Below are 14,443 nucleotides of genomic sequence, written 5' to 3' on the forward strand. Positions count from 1 at the left end.
CCGGCGGTAGACGGGCGGGAACGGGTCGGTACGTGGACTGCCGTGCCCTGGTGGGGAGTTCGGGCGCGGTGGTGCTCGAGGTCATTGAAACCGCAGGTCGAAGGCGAGCCAAGAGGTTTCTGCGACGCTTCTGTATCAGCGGAAAGGTTGCTTGCGGAACGGTCAATGCCGGGTAAAGAGTGCTGGTCGCGGCGGACCGCGCAGCCCGCCGGGGTGCGGCCCGCCGGTCCCTGCCGCCGCGCCGGCCGCGGCACCGGGCAGGGCCGCGGTGACCCGGTCTGCCGAGGGGAGGTCTCGGGGCGGTCTCGGGAGCTGCGCTCACCGAGTCCCCAGGCCCGCGCCCGCCGTCGGCTTCCGCGTCCGGGCCCACGGCTGCGGCAGGCCGACGCGTCGTCGCGCGGGTGGGGTCCGGCCCAGGTCCCTGTGTCGTCGCGCGGGTCGGGTCTGGGTCAGGTCCCTGCACCGTCGCCCGGGTCGGGTCTGGGCCATGCCCCCGTGTCGTCGTGCGGGCCGCATGGCCACTCCGCTCAGCTCCTGCGGAGGAGTCGCGACGCGCCCGCCGCAACCGTCGTCGCGAGGATCCAGCCCAGCAGGATCAGGACCGCCGCCGCCCACTGGAAGCGGCCCTGCGGCTTCCAGAAGCCGTCCTGCCCCAGATCGATGACCGGCAGCAGCAGATCCAGCGCGTACAGCGCGGCGTTCCAGTGCGGCGACTCGCCGTCGCGCAGCTCCTGCGGCGGATTCCGCCCGAAGAGCAGCGCGCCCACCGCCCACAGCACCGCCATCCACAGCGCGGCCCGCCCCGGCTTGTAGCCGTACGCCACCGCCCAGTCCTGCAGATAGCCCCACAGCTTCCCGGCCAGCGGCAGCGTCTCCCTCCGCCGCCGCTGCTTGGCCAGCAGCACCGCCCGCGCGTCCGCGTCCTCGCCGCTGGCCCGCAGCGCCGCCGCCAGCTGTTCGTACGGCTCCGGGGCGTACTCCGGGGTGGCCGCGGCCACCCACTCCAGCCGCCGCGTCAGCGGGAAGGGCCCGCGCGGGATCAGCGTCTCGTACGCGAACCCCGCCATCGCAAGACCCCCGGGGCCCGGCCAACTCGTCGACCGGTCGACCAGGTTGACGACTTTGGCGCCCGACAGCACCACCCGCCCCCGCTGCGGCCGCTCGCCGAGGAACCGCAGCTCCGGCGTCTGGATGCGGCGCAGCGACACCTCCTGGCCGGCCTCCATGACGAACCGGGCCTGGTAGAAGTCGACGGCGTCGCCGAACCGCCCGTCGTCCAGCCGCACGCCCCCCTCGCACTCGAAGTGCTGGATCCGCGTCCCGCGCGTCGGCGTGATCCCGTAGGGCGGCGTGGTGCCGGTGGAGCCGGCCAGCGGCGAGGTGCTGAGCCCGGCCGCGGTCATGTACAGGGACCGCTCGACGGTCAGCTGCGGGGCGTTGAGCGCCCGCCGCCCGTACGGGTTGCTCAGCCGGCTGCCGCGCAGGCTCAGCGAGACGCCGATCTGCGCCCCGCGCAGGCTGAACTCGCCGTACGACTGCATCATTTCGGCCTGCAGGTCCTGCGCGACGGTCATCCCGTCGGCGGCGATCGACCGGCCCTTGCTGTCCTTGTAGACCGTGAGCTGGTTGAGCAGCAGGTCGGTGCCGATGTGCGCGTCGGTGAGCCGTATGCCGCTGCGCACCGTGCAGCGCGGCAGGTGCAGATCGCCCTCGGTGGTCAGCCGCGCGGCCTCGAGGCGGGGTATCGCGCAGGCCACCAGGCGCAGGGTCGTGAAGCTGCACTCGGGCAGCAGCACCTCGTTCTCGAAGCGGCAGCCGCGCAGCTCCACGTACGGCTCGACGGTGCCGCCGGACAGCTCGAGCGTGCCGGTGATGTACGCACCGGCCAGCTTGAGCGCGGAGACCCGCCCCGGCTGCGCGGACGGACCGTCGAGCAGCAGCAGGGCGACGACGCGGGCGCGCACGCTGCGGTCGGGACCCCAGTAGTGCCTGCCCTGTGGATCGTCCTGCACGGGATTGCGGGTGCGAAGGTCGTGCGTGCTGCCGTTGCGGAACGCCTGCCACATTCCCCACTCCGCAGGGGTCAGCTCGAGACCCTCCGGCGGCTCGCCGCCACCTGCTCCGGACACCTCCGCAACCCCCTTCCCGCGCCGCGCGGCCCACACGGCTCTTCCAAGCTCCCTATTCCCGTTCCGTAACGGACTGAACGCTAACGGTCAGCAACATCGCGGGAAGCGGGGCAGGGGCGCGTATCAGCCACTGAAACGCGCGGCCGGAGACCGGAACAGGTCTGAGACAATTAACTCCGTGATCTCCCGAATCGATCTGCGCGGTGACGCCCTCCCCGAGGGGGCCGCCCTGCGTGACCTGTTGCCCCGTGCCGAGTTCGACGTCGAGGCCGCCCTGGAGAAGGTGCGGCCGATCTGCGACGACGTACGCCATCGCGGCTCCGCGGCGCTGATCGAGTACGCGGAGAAGTTCGACGGTGTGCGCATCGAGCAGGTCCGGGTGCCCGCCGAGGCGCTGGCCCGCGCCCTGGAGGAGCTGGACCCGCGCGTGCGCGAGGCGCTCGAGGAGTCGGTCCGCCGCGCCCGCCCGGTCCACCGCGACCAGCGCCGCACCGACCACACCACCAAGGTCGTGCCGGGCGGCACGGTCACCGAGCGCTGGGTGCCGGTCGAGCGCGTGGGGCTCTACGTGCCGGGCGGCCTCGCCGTCTACCCGTCCTCCGTCGTGATGAACGTCGTCCCGGCCCAGGAGGCGGGCGTCGACGCCGTCGCCGTCACCTCCCCGCCCCAGAAGGAGTTCGGGGGCCTGCCGCACCCGACGATCCTCGCCGCCTGCGCCCTGCTCGGGGTGGACGAGGTCTACGCGGCGGGCGGCGCCCAGGCCGTCGCCATGTTCGCGTACGGCACCGAGGACTGCCTGCCGGTCAACCTGGTCACCGGGCCCGGCAACATCTACGTCGCCGCGGCGAAGCGCCTGCTCAAGGGCCGGATCGGGATCGACGCGGAGGCGGGCCCCACCGAGATCGCGATCCTCGCGGACGCCACCGCGGACCCGGCGCACGTCGCCGCCGACCTGATCAGCCAGGCCGAGCACGACACGCTGGCCGCCGCCGTCCTCGTCACCGACTCCCTCGACCTGGCCGAGGCGGTCGAGGCCGAGCTGAAGACCCAGGTCTCCGCGACCAGGCACCGCGAGCGGATCAGCGCCGCCCTGGCCGGGCAGCAGTCCGCGATCGTGCTGGTCGACGGCGTGGACGAGGGCCTGCGGGTCGTCGACGCGTACGCCGCGGAGCACCTGGAGATCCAGACCGCGGACGCCCCGGCCGTCGCCGCCCGGGTCCGCAACGCGGGCGCGGTCTTCGTCGGCCCGTACGCCCCGGTCTCGCTCGGCGACTACTGCGCGGGCTCGAACCACGTGCTGCCCACCGGCGGCTGCGCCTGCCACTCCTCCGGCCTGTCCGTGCAGTCCTTCCTGCGCGGCATCCACGTCGTGGACTACACGCGCGACGCGCTGGCCGAGGTCACCCACCACGTGGTGACGCTCGCCGAGGCCGAGGACCTGCCCGCGCACGGGGCGGCCCTCAAGGCGAGGTTTGGGGGCACCACCTCCCACGCGCGAAGCGCTGTGGGGGAGGAAGGTGCGCAGCCCAAGTGACCGGGATCGACGATCTGCCCATCCGGGACGAGCTGCGCGGCAAGTCCCCGTACGGAGCGCCGCAGCTCGACGTTCCGGTGCGCCTGAACACCAACGAGAACCCGTACCCGCTGCCCGAGCCCCTCGTGCGGCGGATCGGTGAGCGGGTCAGCGAGGCCGCCCGCCACCTCAACCGCTACCCCGACCGGGACGCGGTCGAGCTGCGCACCGAGCTGGCCAGGTACCTGACGCGGACCACGGGACACGAGGTCGGCCGGGCGGGCGTCTGGGCCGCCAACGGCTCGAACGAGGTCATCCAGCAGTTGCTCCAGACCTTCGGCGGCCCCGGCCGCACGGCCATCGGCTTCGAGCCCTCGTACTCGATGCACGCGCTGATCAGCCGCAGCACCGGCACCGGCTGGATCTCCGGCCCGCGCCACGACGATTTCACCATCGATGTGGACGCGGCCGTACGGGCCATCGGTGAGCGGAAGCCCGACGTCGTCTTCATCTGCTCGCCGAACAACCCCACGGGCACGGCGGTCGACGCCGGGACGGTCCTCGCGCTGTACGAGGCCGCGCAGGCCGCCAAGCCGTCGCTGGTCGTGGTCGACGAGGCGTACGGCGAGTTCAGCCACCACCCCTCACTGCTGCCGCTGATCGAGGGCCGCCCCAACATGGTGCTGTCCAGGACCATGTCCAAGGCCTTCGGCGCCGCCGGGCTGCGGCTGGGCTACCTCGCCGCCGACCCGGCGGTCGTGGACGCCGTCCAGCTGGTCCGCCTCCCGTACCACCTCTCGGCCGTCGCCCAGGCCACGGCGCTCGCCGCGCTGGAGCACACCGATACGCTGCTCGGGTACGTCGAGCAGCTGAAGGCCGAGCGGGACCGGCTGGTCACCGAGCTGCGCGCGATCGGCTGCGAGGTCACCGAGTCGGACGCCAACTTCGTACAGTTCGGCCTCCCCCATAGCCTTAAGGGCAGGGGAGACGCCCCCACCGTCGACGCCCACGAGGTGTGGCAGGGCCTGCTGGACCGGGGCGTCCTGGTCCGGGACAACGGAGTACCGGGCCGCCTGCGCGTCACCGCGGGCACCCCGGAAGAGAACGACGCGTTCCTCGATGCGGTGCGCGATCTGATGAAGGAGCTGAACCGATGAGCCGCGTAGGCCGTGTGGAGCGCACCACGAAGGAGACCTCCGTCCTGGTCGAGATCGACCTCGACGGCAGCGGAAAGGTCGATGTGTCGACCGGGGTGGGCTTCTACGACCACATGCTCGACCAGCTCGGCCGCCACGGCCTGTTCGACCTCACCGTCAAGACCGACGGCGACCTGCACATCGACAGCCACCACACCATCGAGGACACCGCGCTCGCGCTCGGCGCCGCCTTCAAGAAGGCGCTCGGCGACAAGGTGGGGATCTACCGGTTCGGCAACTGCACGGTGCCGCTCGACGAGTCGCTGGCCCAGGTGACCGTCGACCTGTCCGGCCGCCCGTACCTCGTGCACACCGAGCCCGAGAACATGGCGCCCATGATCGGCGCGTACGACACGACGATGACCCGGCACATCCTGGAGTCCTTCGTCGCCCAGGCCCAGATCGCCCTGCACGTGCACGTCCCGTACGGGCGGAACGCGCACCACATCGTCGAGTGCCAGTTCAAGGCCCTGGCCCGCGCGCTGCGGTACGCCTCGGAGCGGGACCCGCGGGCGGCCGGAATCCTGCCGTCCACGAAGGGCGCGCTGTGAACACACTGTCCACCCTGCTGATCCTCGTCGGGCTCTTCCTGCTCGGCGGCGTCATTTCCTTCACCAAGCAGAAGATGCCGAAGGGCGTGATCGTGGTGCTCGGCCTCGCCTCCGCGATGTGCCTCACCGCCGGAGTCCTGCGGCTCGAGGGGGTGTTCGCATGACGACCCGGACCGGGACCGGGACCGGAAGCGGCACCGGAAAGCGCGTCGTCGTCTTCGACTACGGCTTCGGCAACGTCCGCTCCGCCGAGCGCGCCCTCGCCCGCGTCGGAGCGGACGTCGAGATCACCCGTGACTACGACAAGGCCATGAACGCCGACGGCCTGCTCGTGCCGGGTGTCGGCGCCTTCGCCGCCTGCATGAAGGGCCTCAAGGAGGCCCGCGGCGACTGGGTCGTCGAGCGCAGGCTGTCCGGCGGCCGCCCCGTCATGGGCATCTGCGTCGGCATGCAGATCCTCTTCGCCCGCGGCATCGAGCACGGCGTCGAGACCGAGGGCCTGGACGAATGGCCGGGCACGGTCGAGCCGTTGCGCGCGCCCATCGTCCCGCACATGGGCTGGAACACCGTCAAGGCCGCCGAGGGCTCCTGGCTCTTCGCGGGCATCGACGCCGACGCGCGCTACTACTTCGTGCACTCCTACGCGGTGCGCGACTGGAACTTCGAGGCCGCCAACCCCAGCATCCAGCCCCCCAAGGTCACCTGGTCCACACACGGCGAACCCTTCGTCGCGGCCGTCGAGAACGGCCCGCTGTGGGCCACCCAGTTCCACCCCGAGAAGTCCGGCGACGCCGGCGCCCAGCTGCTGACCAACTGGATCGAGACGCTCTGATGCCCCACAAGCTCGAACTGCTCCCGGCCGTTGACGTCCGCGACGGCCAGGCCGTCCGCCTCGTCCACGGCGAGTCCGGCTCCGAGACCTCCTACGGCGACCCGCTCCTGGCCGCCCTCACCTGGCAGCAGGCGGGCGCCGAATGGCTGCACCTGGTCGACCTCGACGCCGCGTTCGGCACCGGCCACAACCGCGACCGGATCGCCGAGGTCGCCCGCGCCATGGACATCAAGGTCGAGCTGTCCGGCGGCATCCGCGACGACGAGACCCTGGCCGCAGCGCTCGCCACCGGCTGCACCCGGGTCAACCTCGGCACCGCGGCCCTCGAGACCCCCGAGTGGGTCGCCAAGGTCATCGCCGAGCACGGCGACCGTATCGCCGTCGGCCTGGACGTCCGCGGCACCACCCTGCGCGGCCGCGGCTGGACCCGCGACGGCGGCGACCTCTACGAGACGCTGGCGCGCCTCGACTCCGAGGGGTGCGCGCGCTACGTCGTCACCGACATCGCCAAGGACGGCACCCTCCAGGGCCCGAACCTGGAGCTGCTGCACAACGTCTGCGCCGCGACCGACAAGCCGGTCGTCGCCTCCGGCGGCGTCTCCTCCCTTGACGACCTGCGGGCCATCGCGAGGCTGGTACCGGAGGGCGTCGAGGGCGCCATCGTCGGCAAGGCCCTCTACGCCAAGGCGTTCACCCTGGAAGAGGCGTTGGAGGCTGTGTCCGGATGAGCGAAGCCGTGCAGCGAGTGCAGTCCGACAGCCCCTGGGAGGAGATGATCGGTTTCGCGCGTGCTGTCGCGGCCGGGGACCGGGTCCTCGTCTCCGGCACCATGCCCTTCACCGGCAGGGTGCTGCAGGGCGAGGGCGACCCGTACGAGCAGGCGCTCGCGGCCTTCCGCAACGCGCTGCACGCGCTGAAGGAGTTCGGCATCGGCGCCGAGTCCGTCATCCGCACCCGTATGTACCTCACCCACCCGCGCGACGTGGACGCGGTCAGCCGCGCCCACAAGGAGCTCTTCGACGCCGTACGCCCGGCCGCGACCCTCGTCGTCGTCTCCGGCTTCGTCGACTCCCGCGTGCTGGTCGAGGTGGAACTCGAAGCATTCCGCAGCAAGTCCGAGGAGCCCCGGAAATGACCCTGGCGGTCCGAGTCATCCCCTGCCTGGACGTGGACGGCGGCCGGGTGGTCAAGGGCGTCAACTTCCAGAACCTGCGCGACGCGGGCGACCCGGTCGAGATGGCCAAGCTGTACGACGCGGAGGGCGCCGACGAGCTGACCTTCCTGGACATCACGGCCTCTTCGGGCGACCGCGAGACGACGTACGACGTCGTGCGGCGCACCGCCGAGCAGGTCTTCATCCCGCTGACGGTCGGCGGCGGCGTCCGTACGACGGAGGACGTCGACAAGCTGCTGCGCGCCGGTGCCGACAAGGTCGGCGTCAACACCGCGGCCATCGCCAGGCCCGAGCTGATCAGGGAGATCGCCGAGCGCTTCGGCAGCCAGGTCCTGGTCCTGTCCGTGGACGCCCGCCGGTGCCCGGAGGGCACGGTCACCGACTCCGGCTTCGAGGTCACCACACACGGCGGGCGCCGCGGCACGGGGCTGGACGCGGTGGAGTGGGCGCACCGCGCTGCCGAGCTGGGCGCGGGCGAGATCCTGCTCAACTCGATGGACGCCGACGGCACGAAGGACGGGTACGACACGGCGATGATCGAGGCCGTCCGCAAGCACGTCACGATTCCGGTGATCGCGTCGGGCGGCGCGGGCCGGCTGGACGACTTCCCGCCGGCGGTCGCGGCCGGGGCGGACGCGGTGCTCGCGGCCTCCGTCTTCCACTTCGGCGACCTGCGCATCGCCCAGGTCAAGGACACCCTGCGGGCGGCGGGCCACCCGGTTCGCTAGCGCCTCCGGGGCGCCGTTTCGCCCCGTGCGCCGTCCGCTTGGTGCGCCGTCCTCGCGGCGCTGCGCGCCGGTGGTTTCCCGCGGGAGGCGTCCAACCGCGTCCAACCGCGCGCAGTGGCCTACGCGGTGGTCTGCGCGATGGCCTACATCGAGACGCCGAGCGGCGCGTCCTGCGCCCGCGAGACCGCTTCCTTGTCGCCCTCCAGCTCCACGCGCGCGACGTCCTGGCGGCCGAAGAGGAAGAGCGTCAGCTCGCCCGGTTCACCGGTGACCGTGACCACCGGGGTGCCGCGCTTCGCCACCGCCGTACGGCCGTCGGGGCGGCGCACCACAAGGCCGACCGAGGACTTGCGGCCGAGCAGCCGGGCGGCCTTCTCGAGGCGCGACCACAGCACGTCCGCGAACACCGGGTCGATCTCGCGCGGCGTCCAGTCCGCCTGGGCACGCCGTACATCCTCGGCGTGCACGAAGAACTCCACCGTGTTCGCGGCCTCGTCGATCTGCTTCAGGGCGAACGGCGACGACCGCGGCGGGCCCGTCCTGATGAGCTGGATCAGCTCCTCGTACGGCTTCTCGGCGAGCTCCGCCTGCACCCGGTCCCGGCGGGCGGCGAGCGGCTTGAAGACGATGCCGGCGGCCGCGTCGGCCCGCCGCTCCCGCATCACCACGTGCGCCGCGAGATCGCGGGTCGTCCAGCCCTGGCACAGTGTCGGTGCCGCGGGCCCCGCGGCCTCCAACAAATCGGCGAGAAGAAGTCGTTCACGCTTCGCATGGGTCGACATACGGCCAGCGTACGGCGGGCCAGGGCGCCCTGCCACGGTGCCGCGCGGAAGCCCGGCCCGCGACGCGACGCCCTGTACGGCGCCGCGCGCCGACCGCGACCGCAGGCGAGCCTCAGCCCCCGCGCACGGAGGGCCGTACGCGGCTCCCGCCTATAGCGGCGCACGCTGCCCTACCCCCGCCCCTTCAGCGACCAGCTCCCGGCGGGGCGGCACGGTTGCTTCGTCGCCTGAAGACCCCGGCGCGGAGCGCCGGGGCATGGTGGCGGGCGGGTCAGCCCGGCAGGGGCTTGGTCAGCTTCTTTCCGCCGAGGCGGTTGCTCAGGGTCAGCGCGCAGGAGATCCGCTTCTCCTGCCGGATCCGGTACGTGTCCAGGGAGGGGTAGAGGGCGTAGTTGAAGTACTGCCGCCCGTCCTCCGGTATGGACTTCATCCGCTCCGCCACCGCCGTCTCGCACAGCGCCAGCGCCTTCTCCTGAAGCTGCGCGTCGGAGGAGTACGACCCGGTCAGCCGCTTGTTGGCGATCACTTCGCCGTCGTGGGCCGCGCCGCAGGAACGGGTCACGATGTGGGCGACCGAGCGGTCGAGCGCCGGGTGGTCGAAGCACTGGCCCGGCTTCAGGACGACGAAGGGCACCAGGTCGCCCGGCGAGGCCGACGCGCTCGCCGGAGCTGAGGGCGCCCCCTCGCCCGGGCCCGCCGAAGGCCGGTCGTCGGGCTGCCCGCCGGGCGTGGCCCGCGGCTTGGCGTCGGCCGAGGCGTCACCGTCGTCCGAGCCCTTGAAGAGCAGGAGACCGCCCACGGTGAGTCCGGCCACCAGCACGCCCGCGATGAAGATCGCGGCGATCTTCGGGCCGCTGGGCCCGCCGCCGGAGGGCGGCGGAGGCGGCGGGTACGCGCCGTAACCGCCCTGCGGCGCGGGGAAGCCGCCCTGCCGGCCGTACGCCGGGCCAGGCGGCGGCCCGTATCCATGTCCCTGTCCCGGCCCCTGCCCCGACCCGTATCCCGGTCCGGGCCCATACCCCTGCGGAGGGCCGAAGCCGCCCCCGGCGGCGGGCGGCGTGGGCTCGTTCGGCGAGGGCGGAAAAGTCATGCCGGAAGCATGCCCCATCGCCCCGACAATCGGCCCATCGGCCCATCGGCCCATCCGGCCAGGCGAGTTGGCCGATAAACGCTCCCTATGCCGGATTCGCGACGGTGCTGGGCCGCCGAGGCCCTGCGAGGCCGTGCCGGGCCGTGCGCGGCCGCAGGGCGCCGACCGCTCGCGGCCCTCGGGCCGTGCCGCCCGCCGCCCTCGGGCCGTGCCGCCCGCGGCACGGCCCATAAGCGGCACAATGGAGCCCATGTCCAGCACCGCACGCCCTTCCGGCCTCGCCCCCGCCATCGCCGCACGTCTCAAGCGGAACGAGGACGGGCTCTTCCCCGCCATCGCCCAGCAGTACGACACCGGCGAGGTGCTCATGCTCGGCTGGATGGACGACGAGGCGCTGCACCGTACGCTCACGTCCGGCCGCTGCACGTACTGGAGCCGCAGCCGCCAGGAGTACTGGGTCAAGGGCGACACCTCCGGCCACGTCCAGTACGTGAAGTCCGTGGCCCTCGACTGCGACGCCGACGCGCTCCTGGTCAAGGTCGACCAGGTCGGGGCCGCCTGCCACACCGGCGACCGCACCTGCTTCGACGCCGGTGAGCTCCCGCTGGACACGTCCGCGGGGCAGCCGCGGGCGGCCCACTAGGATCCAGCCCCATGACCACGGGTGCTGCCATGACGGACACGATGGACCTCGAGACCTTCCGCAAGCTGGCGGCCGACCGCCGCGTCATCCCCGTCAGCCGCAGGCTGCTCGCGGACGGTGACACGCCGGTGGGCCTCTACCGCAAGCTCGCCGCGGAACGGCCCGGCACGTTCCTGCTCGAGTCCGCGGAGAACGGCCGCTCCTGGTCCCGCTACTCCTTCGTCGGCGTGCGCAGCGCCGCCACGCTCACGGTGCGCGACGCCCAGGCTCACTGGCTCGGCACCCCGCCCGTAGGCGTACCGGTCTCCGGCGACCCGCTGGAGGCGCTGCGCGCCACCGTCGAGGCCCTCCACACGCCCCGCGACCTGGCCGACCAGCAGCACCTGCCGCCCTTCACCGGCGGCATGGTCGGCTACCTCGGCTACGACATCGTGCGCAGGCTGGAACGGATCGGCGACAGCACCACGGACGACCTGCGGCTGCCCGAGCTGACCATGCTGCTCACGTCCGATCTCGCCGTCCTCGACCACTGGGACGGCACGGTGCTGCTGATCGCCAACGCGATCAACCACAACGACCTCGAGACCGGCGTCGACGAGGCGTACGCGGACGCGGTCGCCCGGCTCGACGCGATGGCCGCCGACCTGTCCCGGCCGGTTCCGGCGAGCGCCGCGGTCCTGCCGCCCTCGGAGGTGCCCGCGTACACCGCGCTGTGGGGCGGCCCCGCCTACCAGGAGGCGGTCGACGACATCAAGGAGCGGATCCGCGCGGGCGAGGCCTTCCAGGTCGTACCGTCGCAGCGGTTCGAGACCCCCTGCCCGGCCTCGGCGCTCGACGTCTACCGGGTGCTGCGGGCCACCAACCCGAGCCCGTACATGTACCTCTTCCGCTTCCCGGCCGTGGACGGGGAGGAGGGCTTCGACGTCGTCGGGTCCAGCCCCGAGGCCCTGGTCAAGGTCGAGGACGGGCGCGCGATGGTCCACCCCATCGCGGGCACCCGCCCGCGCGGCGCGACCCCGCAGGAGGACGCGGCCCTGGCGGAGGAGCTGCTCGCCGACCCCAAGGAGCGGGCCGAGCACCTGATGCTCGTCGACCTCGGGCGGAACGACCTGGGGCGGGTCTGCGAGCCGGGCAGCGTCGAGGTCGTCGACTTCATGTCGATTGAGCGCTACAGCCACGTCATGCACATCGTCTCGACGGTCACCGGCCGCCTGGCGGAGGGGCGCACGGCCTTCGACGTCCTCACGGCCTGCTTCCCGGCCGGCACGCTGTCGGGGGCGCCGAAGCCGCGCGCGATGCAGATCATCGAGGAGCTGGAGCCGAGCCGACGCGGCCTGTACGGCGGCTGCGTCGGCTACCTCGACTTCGCGGGCGACTCCGACACGGCGATCGCCATCCGTACCGCTCTGCTGCGCGGCGGTACGGCGTACGTGCAGGCGGGCGCGGGCGTCGTCGCCGACTCCGACCCGGTGGCGGAGGACACGGAGTGCCGCAACAAGGCCTCCGCGGTCCTCCGCGCGGTAGCCATGGCAGCGGGCCTCACCACGCACTGACCCCCTCCGGGCCCCGCATCTGCGCCCTGGCCTGGACGCCTGCCGCGCTTGGCCCGTGGCACAAGCCAGCGGGCCCTCGCCTCGGCTCTGGCACCGGACGCCTGCCGCGCCCGGCTCCCGGGTCGGCCTGGCCCTGGCCCCGCCTCGTCGGCGGGCCGACATGGGCACCGGGCGACCCCGGCGCCCGCCCGGGCCTCACCCTGACCGCCCCGGCGCCGCCCGGGTCGGCATGGCCTCCGGACACTGGCCGGGGGCAGCGCCCGGGTCTTCCTCCCGTCCGGCCTCGTCGGCGGGCCGGCCCTCCGCCGCCGCACGGGGCGCGGCACCTCCCAGCCACGCCCTTCCAAGTTCCAAGGGCGGGGGCCGGCACGCAGTGGCCAGAGGGGCAAGGGCAGCCGAGGAGACCTCGCGCCGCAGGCGCGCGAGGCGGGTCCGGGTGGACCCGCGTGCATGGGTCCGCGCCGGGCGCTGCATAGTGGTGGGGTGAGTGCCGTACCCCACCCCCGTGCACCCCAAGCCCAGGCGCAGCCGTCCCGGCGGAGCCTGGGCGCCGCCCTGCTGCTCGGCGCGCTCGGGGCCGCGCTCGCGCTGATCGCCGGCGGCCAGACCTGGAGCCAGGGCACGTCCGCCGCCGCGCAGGGCGCCGTGCCGCTCTCGGCCGACGGCCGGGACGTCACCGGGCTGCCCGCCGCGCTCGCCGTGGTCGGACTCGCCGCGCTCGTCGCGGTGTTCGCCGTACGGCGAACGGGCCGGACTCTCGTCGCCGCCCTGCTCGCCCTCAGCGGTGCGGCCGCAGTCCTCACCTCCCTGCTCGGCGGCTCCGACACCACCGCGCTCGAGGCCAAGGCCGCGCAGGCCACCGGCCTGACCGGCACCGGAGTCGAGCACGTCACGCACAGCGCCTGGCCGTGGGTCTCCGCCGCCGGCGGCGCGCTGCTGCTCCTCGCCGGGCTGCTCGCCCTCCGCTACGGGCGCCACTGGCCCGCCATGTCCGGCCGTTACGAGCGCGGCGGCCGTCCGGCCCCGAGCCGAGCGCGGACCGCGGCGGACCCCGACCGGCCGGAGGAGATCTGGAAGGCCCTCGACCGCGGCGAGGACCCCACCCGCGAGACGTGACCCGTCCGCGATCCGCGTCGCGGGCGAGGCCACCCACACCCCCGATCACCGGCAGCCCCGCTCGTCGGGGAGAATGACCGATGAGCCTTCACCGCGCCACGATCCAGGCGCGCGACACAGCAGCGAGGAGTACTCAATGGCGGGCAGCAGCCACGGACACACCCCGGCCGCCTGGACCGGTGTCACCATCGCCTTCATCGGCTTCCTCATCTCCGGTGCCTTCACGGTGTTGGCCGAGCCCCTCGGCTTCGTGGCCGGTCTCGTCGTGGTCGCCCTCGGCGGTGTCGTCGGCCTTGCCATGCGCGCCGCCGGCATGGGGAAGCAGAAGCCGCCCACCACGCCGGAGGCCCCCGCCCAGAGCTGAGGCCGCACCGGCGCGCCCGGCGCATCACGGCGCGGCTCCTGCCCCGTACGGCCGTACGGTGCCTGGAGCTGCGCCTTCGTGCGTCTGCGGGGAGACTCGGTGGTGTGACCGATGAATCGGTGAATGAGGCGGTGCAGTCCGTGCGGTCGGCGCGGTCCACGCCATCCGTGCGGGCCGTGCAGACACCCGTACCGCCCGCGGGCCGTCGGGCCTCCGCCGTCGCCGCCCCGCTCGCGACCCTGGCCGGAGTCGTCGCCGCCTTCTGCTACGTCGGCGCCGTGGACCCGAACGAGCCGGGCCACTACCCCGTATGCCCGCTCCTCCACTACACCGGCCTCTACTGTCCCGGCTGCGGCGGCCTGCGCAGCGCCCACGCCGTCGCGCACGGCGACCTCGCCACCGCGATCGGCGCCAACGTCCTCGCCGTCGCCGCGTTCGCGGCCTTCGCCGCCGTCTGGGCGCTCTGGCTCGTACGGACCGTACGCGGCCGCCCCCTGGAGCTGCGGCTCCGGCCCGCCCACGGGTGGTCCCTGGCGACCCTGGCGCTCCTCTTCACCGTCGTCCGGAACTCGCCCCTCGGGGCCGGGCTCGTGCCATGATCTCCGCCACCGCAGCGCCCCTGCGGATCACAGAAACCACCACGAATGTCCAGGTAGTGGGACCGCGGTCCACCGGATGCGGGCCCTCCGGCCCCGGCCGGATACCATCGCAGTGCTCCACGCAACACCTGGTGGGGCGGCGTCCGACCGGCGCCAACCGTTCGCTCCACACC

General features: G+C 73.3%; 16 protein-coding genes. 13 read left to right on the top strand and 3 right to left on the bottom strand.

Annotated elements, in window-relative coordinates; genetic code table 11:
• Positions 1-527: 527 nt before the first annotated feature.
• Complete coding sequence (locus ACTWP8_RS20945) at positions 528-2,129, bottom strand: oxidoreductase (RefSeq protein ID WP_443323676.1); 1,602 nt, start codon at positions 2,127-2,129, stop codon at positions 528-530.
• 178 nt (positions 2,130-2,307) lie between these two features.
• Between ACTWP8_RS20945 and hisD the strand changes: the two genes are divergently transcribed.
• Genes hisD through hisF form a run of 8 tightly spaced genes read left to right on the top strand, consistent with a single transcriptional unit; the run spans position 2,308 to position 8,123 of the window.
• Complete coding sequence (hisD, locus tag ACTWP8_RS20950; protein ID WP_443323677.1) at positions 2,308-3,663, top strand: histidinol dehydrogenase; 1,356 nt, start codon at positions 2,308-2,310, stop codon at positions 3,661-3,663.
• Positions 3,660-4,799, top strand: coding sequence for a histidinol-phosphate transaminase (locus ACTWP8_RS20955; protein ID WP_443323678.1), 1,140 nt, complete (start codon positions 3,660-3,662; stop codon positions 4,797-4,799). Before hisD ends, ACTWP8_RS20955 begins: the two co-directional genes overlap by 4 nt.
• Complete coding sequence (gene hisB, locus ACTWP8_RS20960; RefSeq protein WP_443313427.1) at positions 4,796-5,389, top strand: imidazoleglycerol-phosphate dehydratase HisB; 594 nt, start codon at positions 4,796-4,798, stop codon at positions 5,387-5,389. Before ACTWP8_RS20955 ends, hisB begins: the two co-directional genes overlap by 4 nt.
• Entirely contained in the window at positions 5,386-5,553 is a 168-nt protein-coding gene (locus ACTWP8_RS20965; protein WP_443313428.1) for a hypothetical protein, read from the top strand. Before hisB ends, ACTWP8_RS20965 begins: the two co-directional genes overlap by 4 nt.
• Complete coding sequence (gene hisH, locus ACTWP8_RS20970; protein ID WP_443323679.1) at positions 5,550-6,221, top strand: imidazole glycerol phosphate synthase subunit HisH; 672 nt, start codon at positions 5,550-5,552, stop codon at positions 6,219-6,221. The genes ACTWP8_RS20965 and hisH overlap by 4 nt, the downstream gene beginning before the upstream one ends.
• Entirely contained in the window at positions 6,221-6,949 is a 729-nt protein-coding gene (gene priA, locus ACTWP8_RS20975) for a bifunctional 1-(5-phosphoribosyl)-5-((5-phosphoribosylamino)methylideneamino)imidazole-4-carboxamide isomerase/phosphoribosylanthranilate isomerase PriA (protein ID WP_443323680.1), read from the top strand. The genes hisH and priA overlap by 1 nt, the downstream gene beginning before the upstream one ends.
• Positions 6,946-7,356, top strand: a complete 411-nt coding sequence (locus tag ACTWP8_RS20980; RefSeq protein ID WP_443323681.1) for a RidA family protein — start codon at positions 6,946-6,948, stop codon at positions 7,354-7,356. The genes priA and ACTWP8_RS20980 overlap by 4 nt, the downstream gene beginning before the upstream one ends.
• Positions 7,353-8,123 (top strand): imidazole glycerol phosphate synthase subunit HisF, encoded by a 771-nt coding sequence (gene hisF / locus ACTWP8_RS20985; RefSeq protein ID WP_443313432.1) that lies wholly within the window; start codon positions 7,353-7,355, stop codon positions 8,121-8,123. Before ACTWP8_RS20980 ends, hisF begins: the two co-directional genes overlap by 4 nt.
• A 143-nt stretch (positions 8,124-8,266) precedes the next feature.
• Here the strand turns inward: hisF and ACTWP8_RS20990 are convergent, their stop codons facing one another.
• Together ACTWP8_RS20990 and ACTWP8_RS20995 are read right to left on the bottom strand one after the other, a co-directional pair.
• Positions 8,267-8,905 (bottom strand): TIGR03085 family metal-binding protein, encoded by a 639-nt coding sequence (locus tag ACTWP8_RS20990; protein WP_443323682.1) that lies wholly within the window; start codon positions 8,903-8,905, stop codon positions 8,267-8,269.
• Between the two features lie 271 nt (positions 8,906-9,176).
• Complete coding sequence (locus ACTWP8_RS20995; protein WP_443323683.1) at positions 9,177-9,995, bottom strand: hypothetical protein; 819 nt, start codon at positions 9,993-9,995, stop codon at positions 9,177-9,179.
• A 241-nt stretch (positions 9,996-10,236) separates the two neighbouring features.
• Here ACTWP8_RS20995 and hisI point away from each other — a divergent pair, with 241 nt between their 5' ends.
• The 5 genes from hisI (at position 10,237) to ACTWP8_RS21020 (ending at position 14,270) form a co-directional block, all read left to right on the top strand.
• Positions 10,237-10,638, top strand: coding sequence for a phosphoribosyl-AMP cyclohydrolase (gene hisI / locus ACTWP8_RS21000; protein WP_443323684.1), 402 nt, complete (start codon positions 10,237-10,239; stop codon positions 10,636-10,638).
• Positions 10,639-10,679: 41 nt separating this feature from the next.
• Positions 10,680-12,191 (top strand): anthranilate synthase component I, encoded by a 1,512-nt coding sequence (locus ACTWP8_RS21005; protein ID WP_443313641.1) that lies wholly within the window; start codon positions 10,680-10,682, stop codon positions 12,189-12,191.
• A gap of 450 nt (positions 12,192-12,641) precedes the next feature.
• Positions 12,642-13,307 (top strand): TIGR02234 family membrane protein, encoded by a 666-nt coding sequence (locus ACTWP8_RS21010; RefSeq protein ID WP_443323685.1) that lies wholly within the window; start codon positions 12,642-12,644, stop codon positions 13,305-13,307.
• Positions 13,308-13,443: 136 nt separating this feature from the next.
• Positions 13,444-13,671, top strand: a complete 228-nt coding sequence (locus ACTWP8_RS21015) for an HGxxPAAW family protein (protein WP_443323686.1) — start codon at positions 13,444-13,446, stop codon at positions 13,669-13,671.
• A gap of 176 nt (positions 13,672-13,847) precedes the next feature.
• Complete coding sequence (locus ACTWP8_RS21020; protein WP_443323718.1) at positions 13,848-14,270, top strand: DUF2752 domain-containing protein; 423 nt, start codon at positions 13,848-13,850, stop codon at positions 14,268-14,270.
• Positions 14,271-14,443: the final 173 nt, after the last annotated feature.

It is taken from the genome of Streptomyces sp. 7N604 (genome assembly GCF_052245475.1).
Classification (GTDB): domain Bacteria; phylum Actinomycetota; class Actinomycetes; order Streptomycetales; family Streptomycetaceae; genus Streptomyces.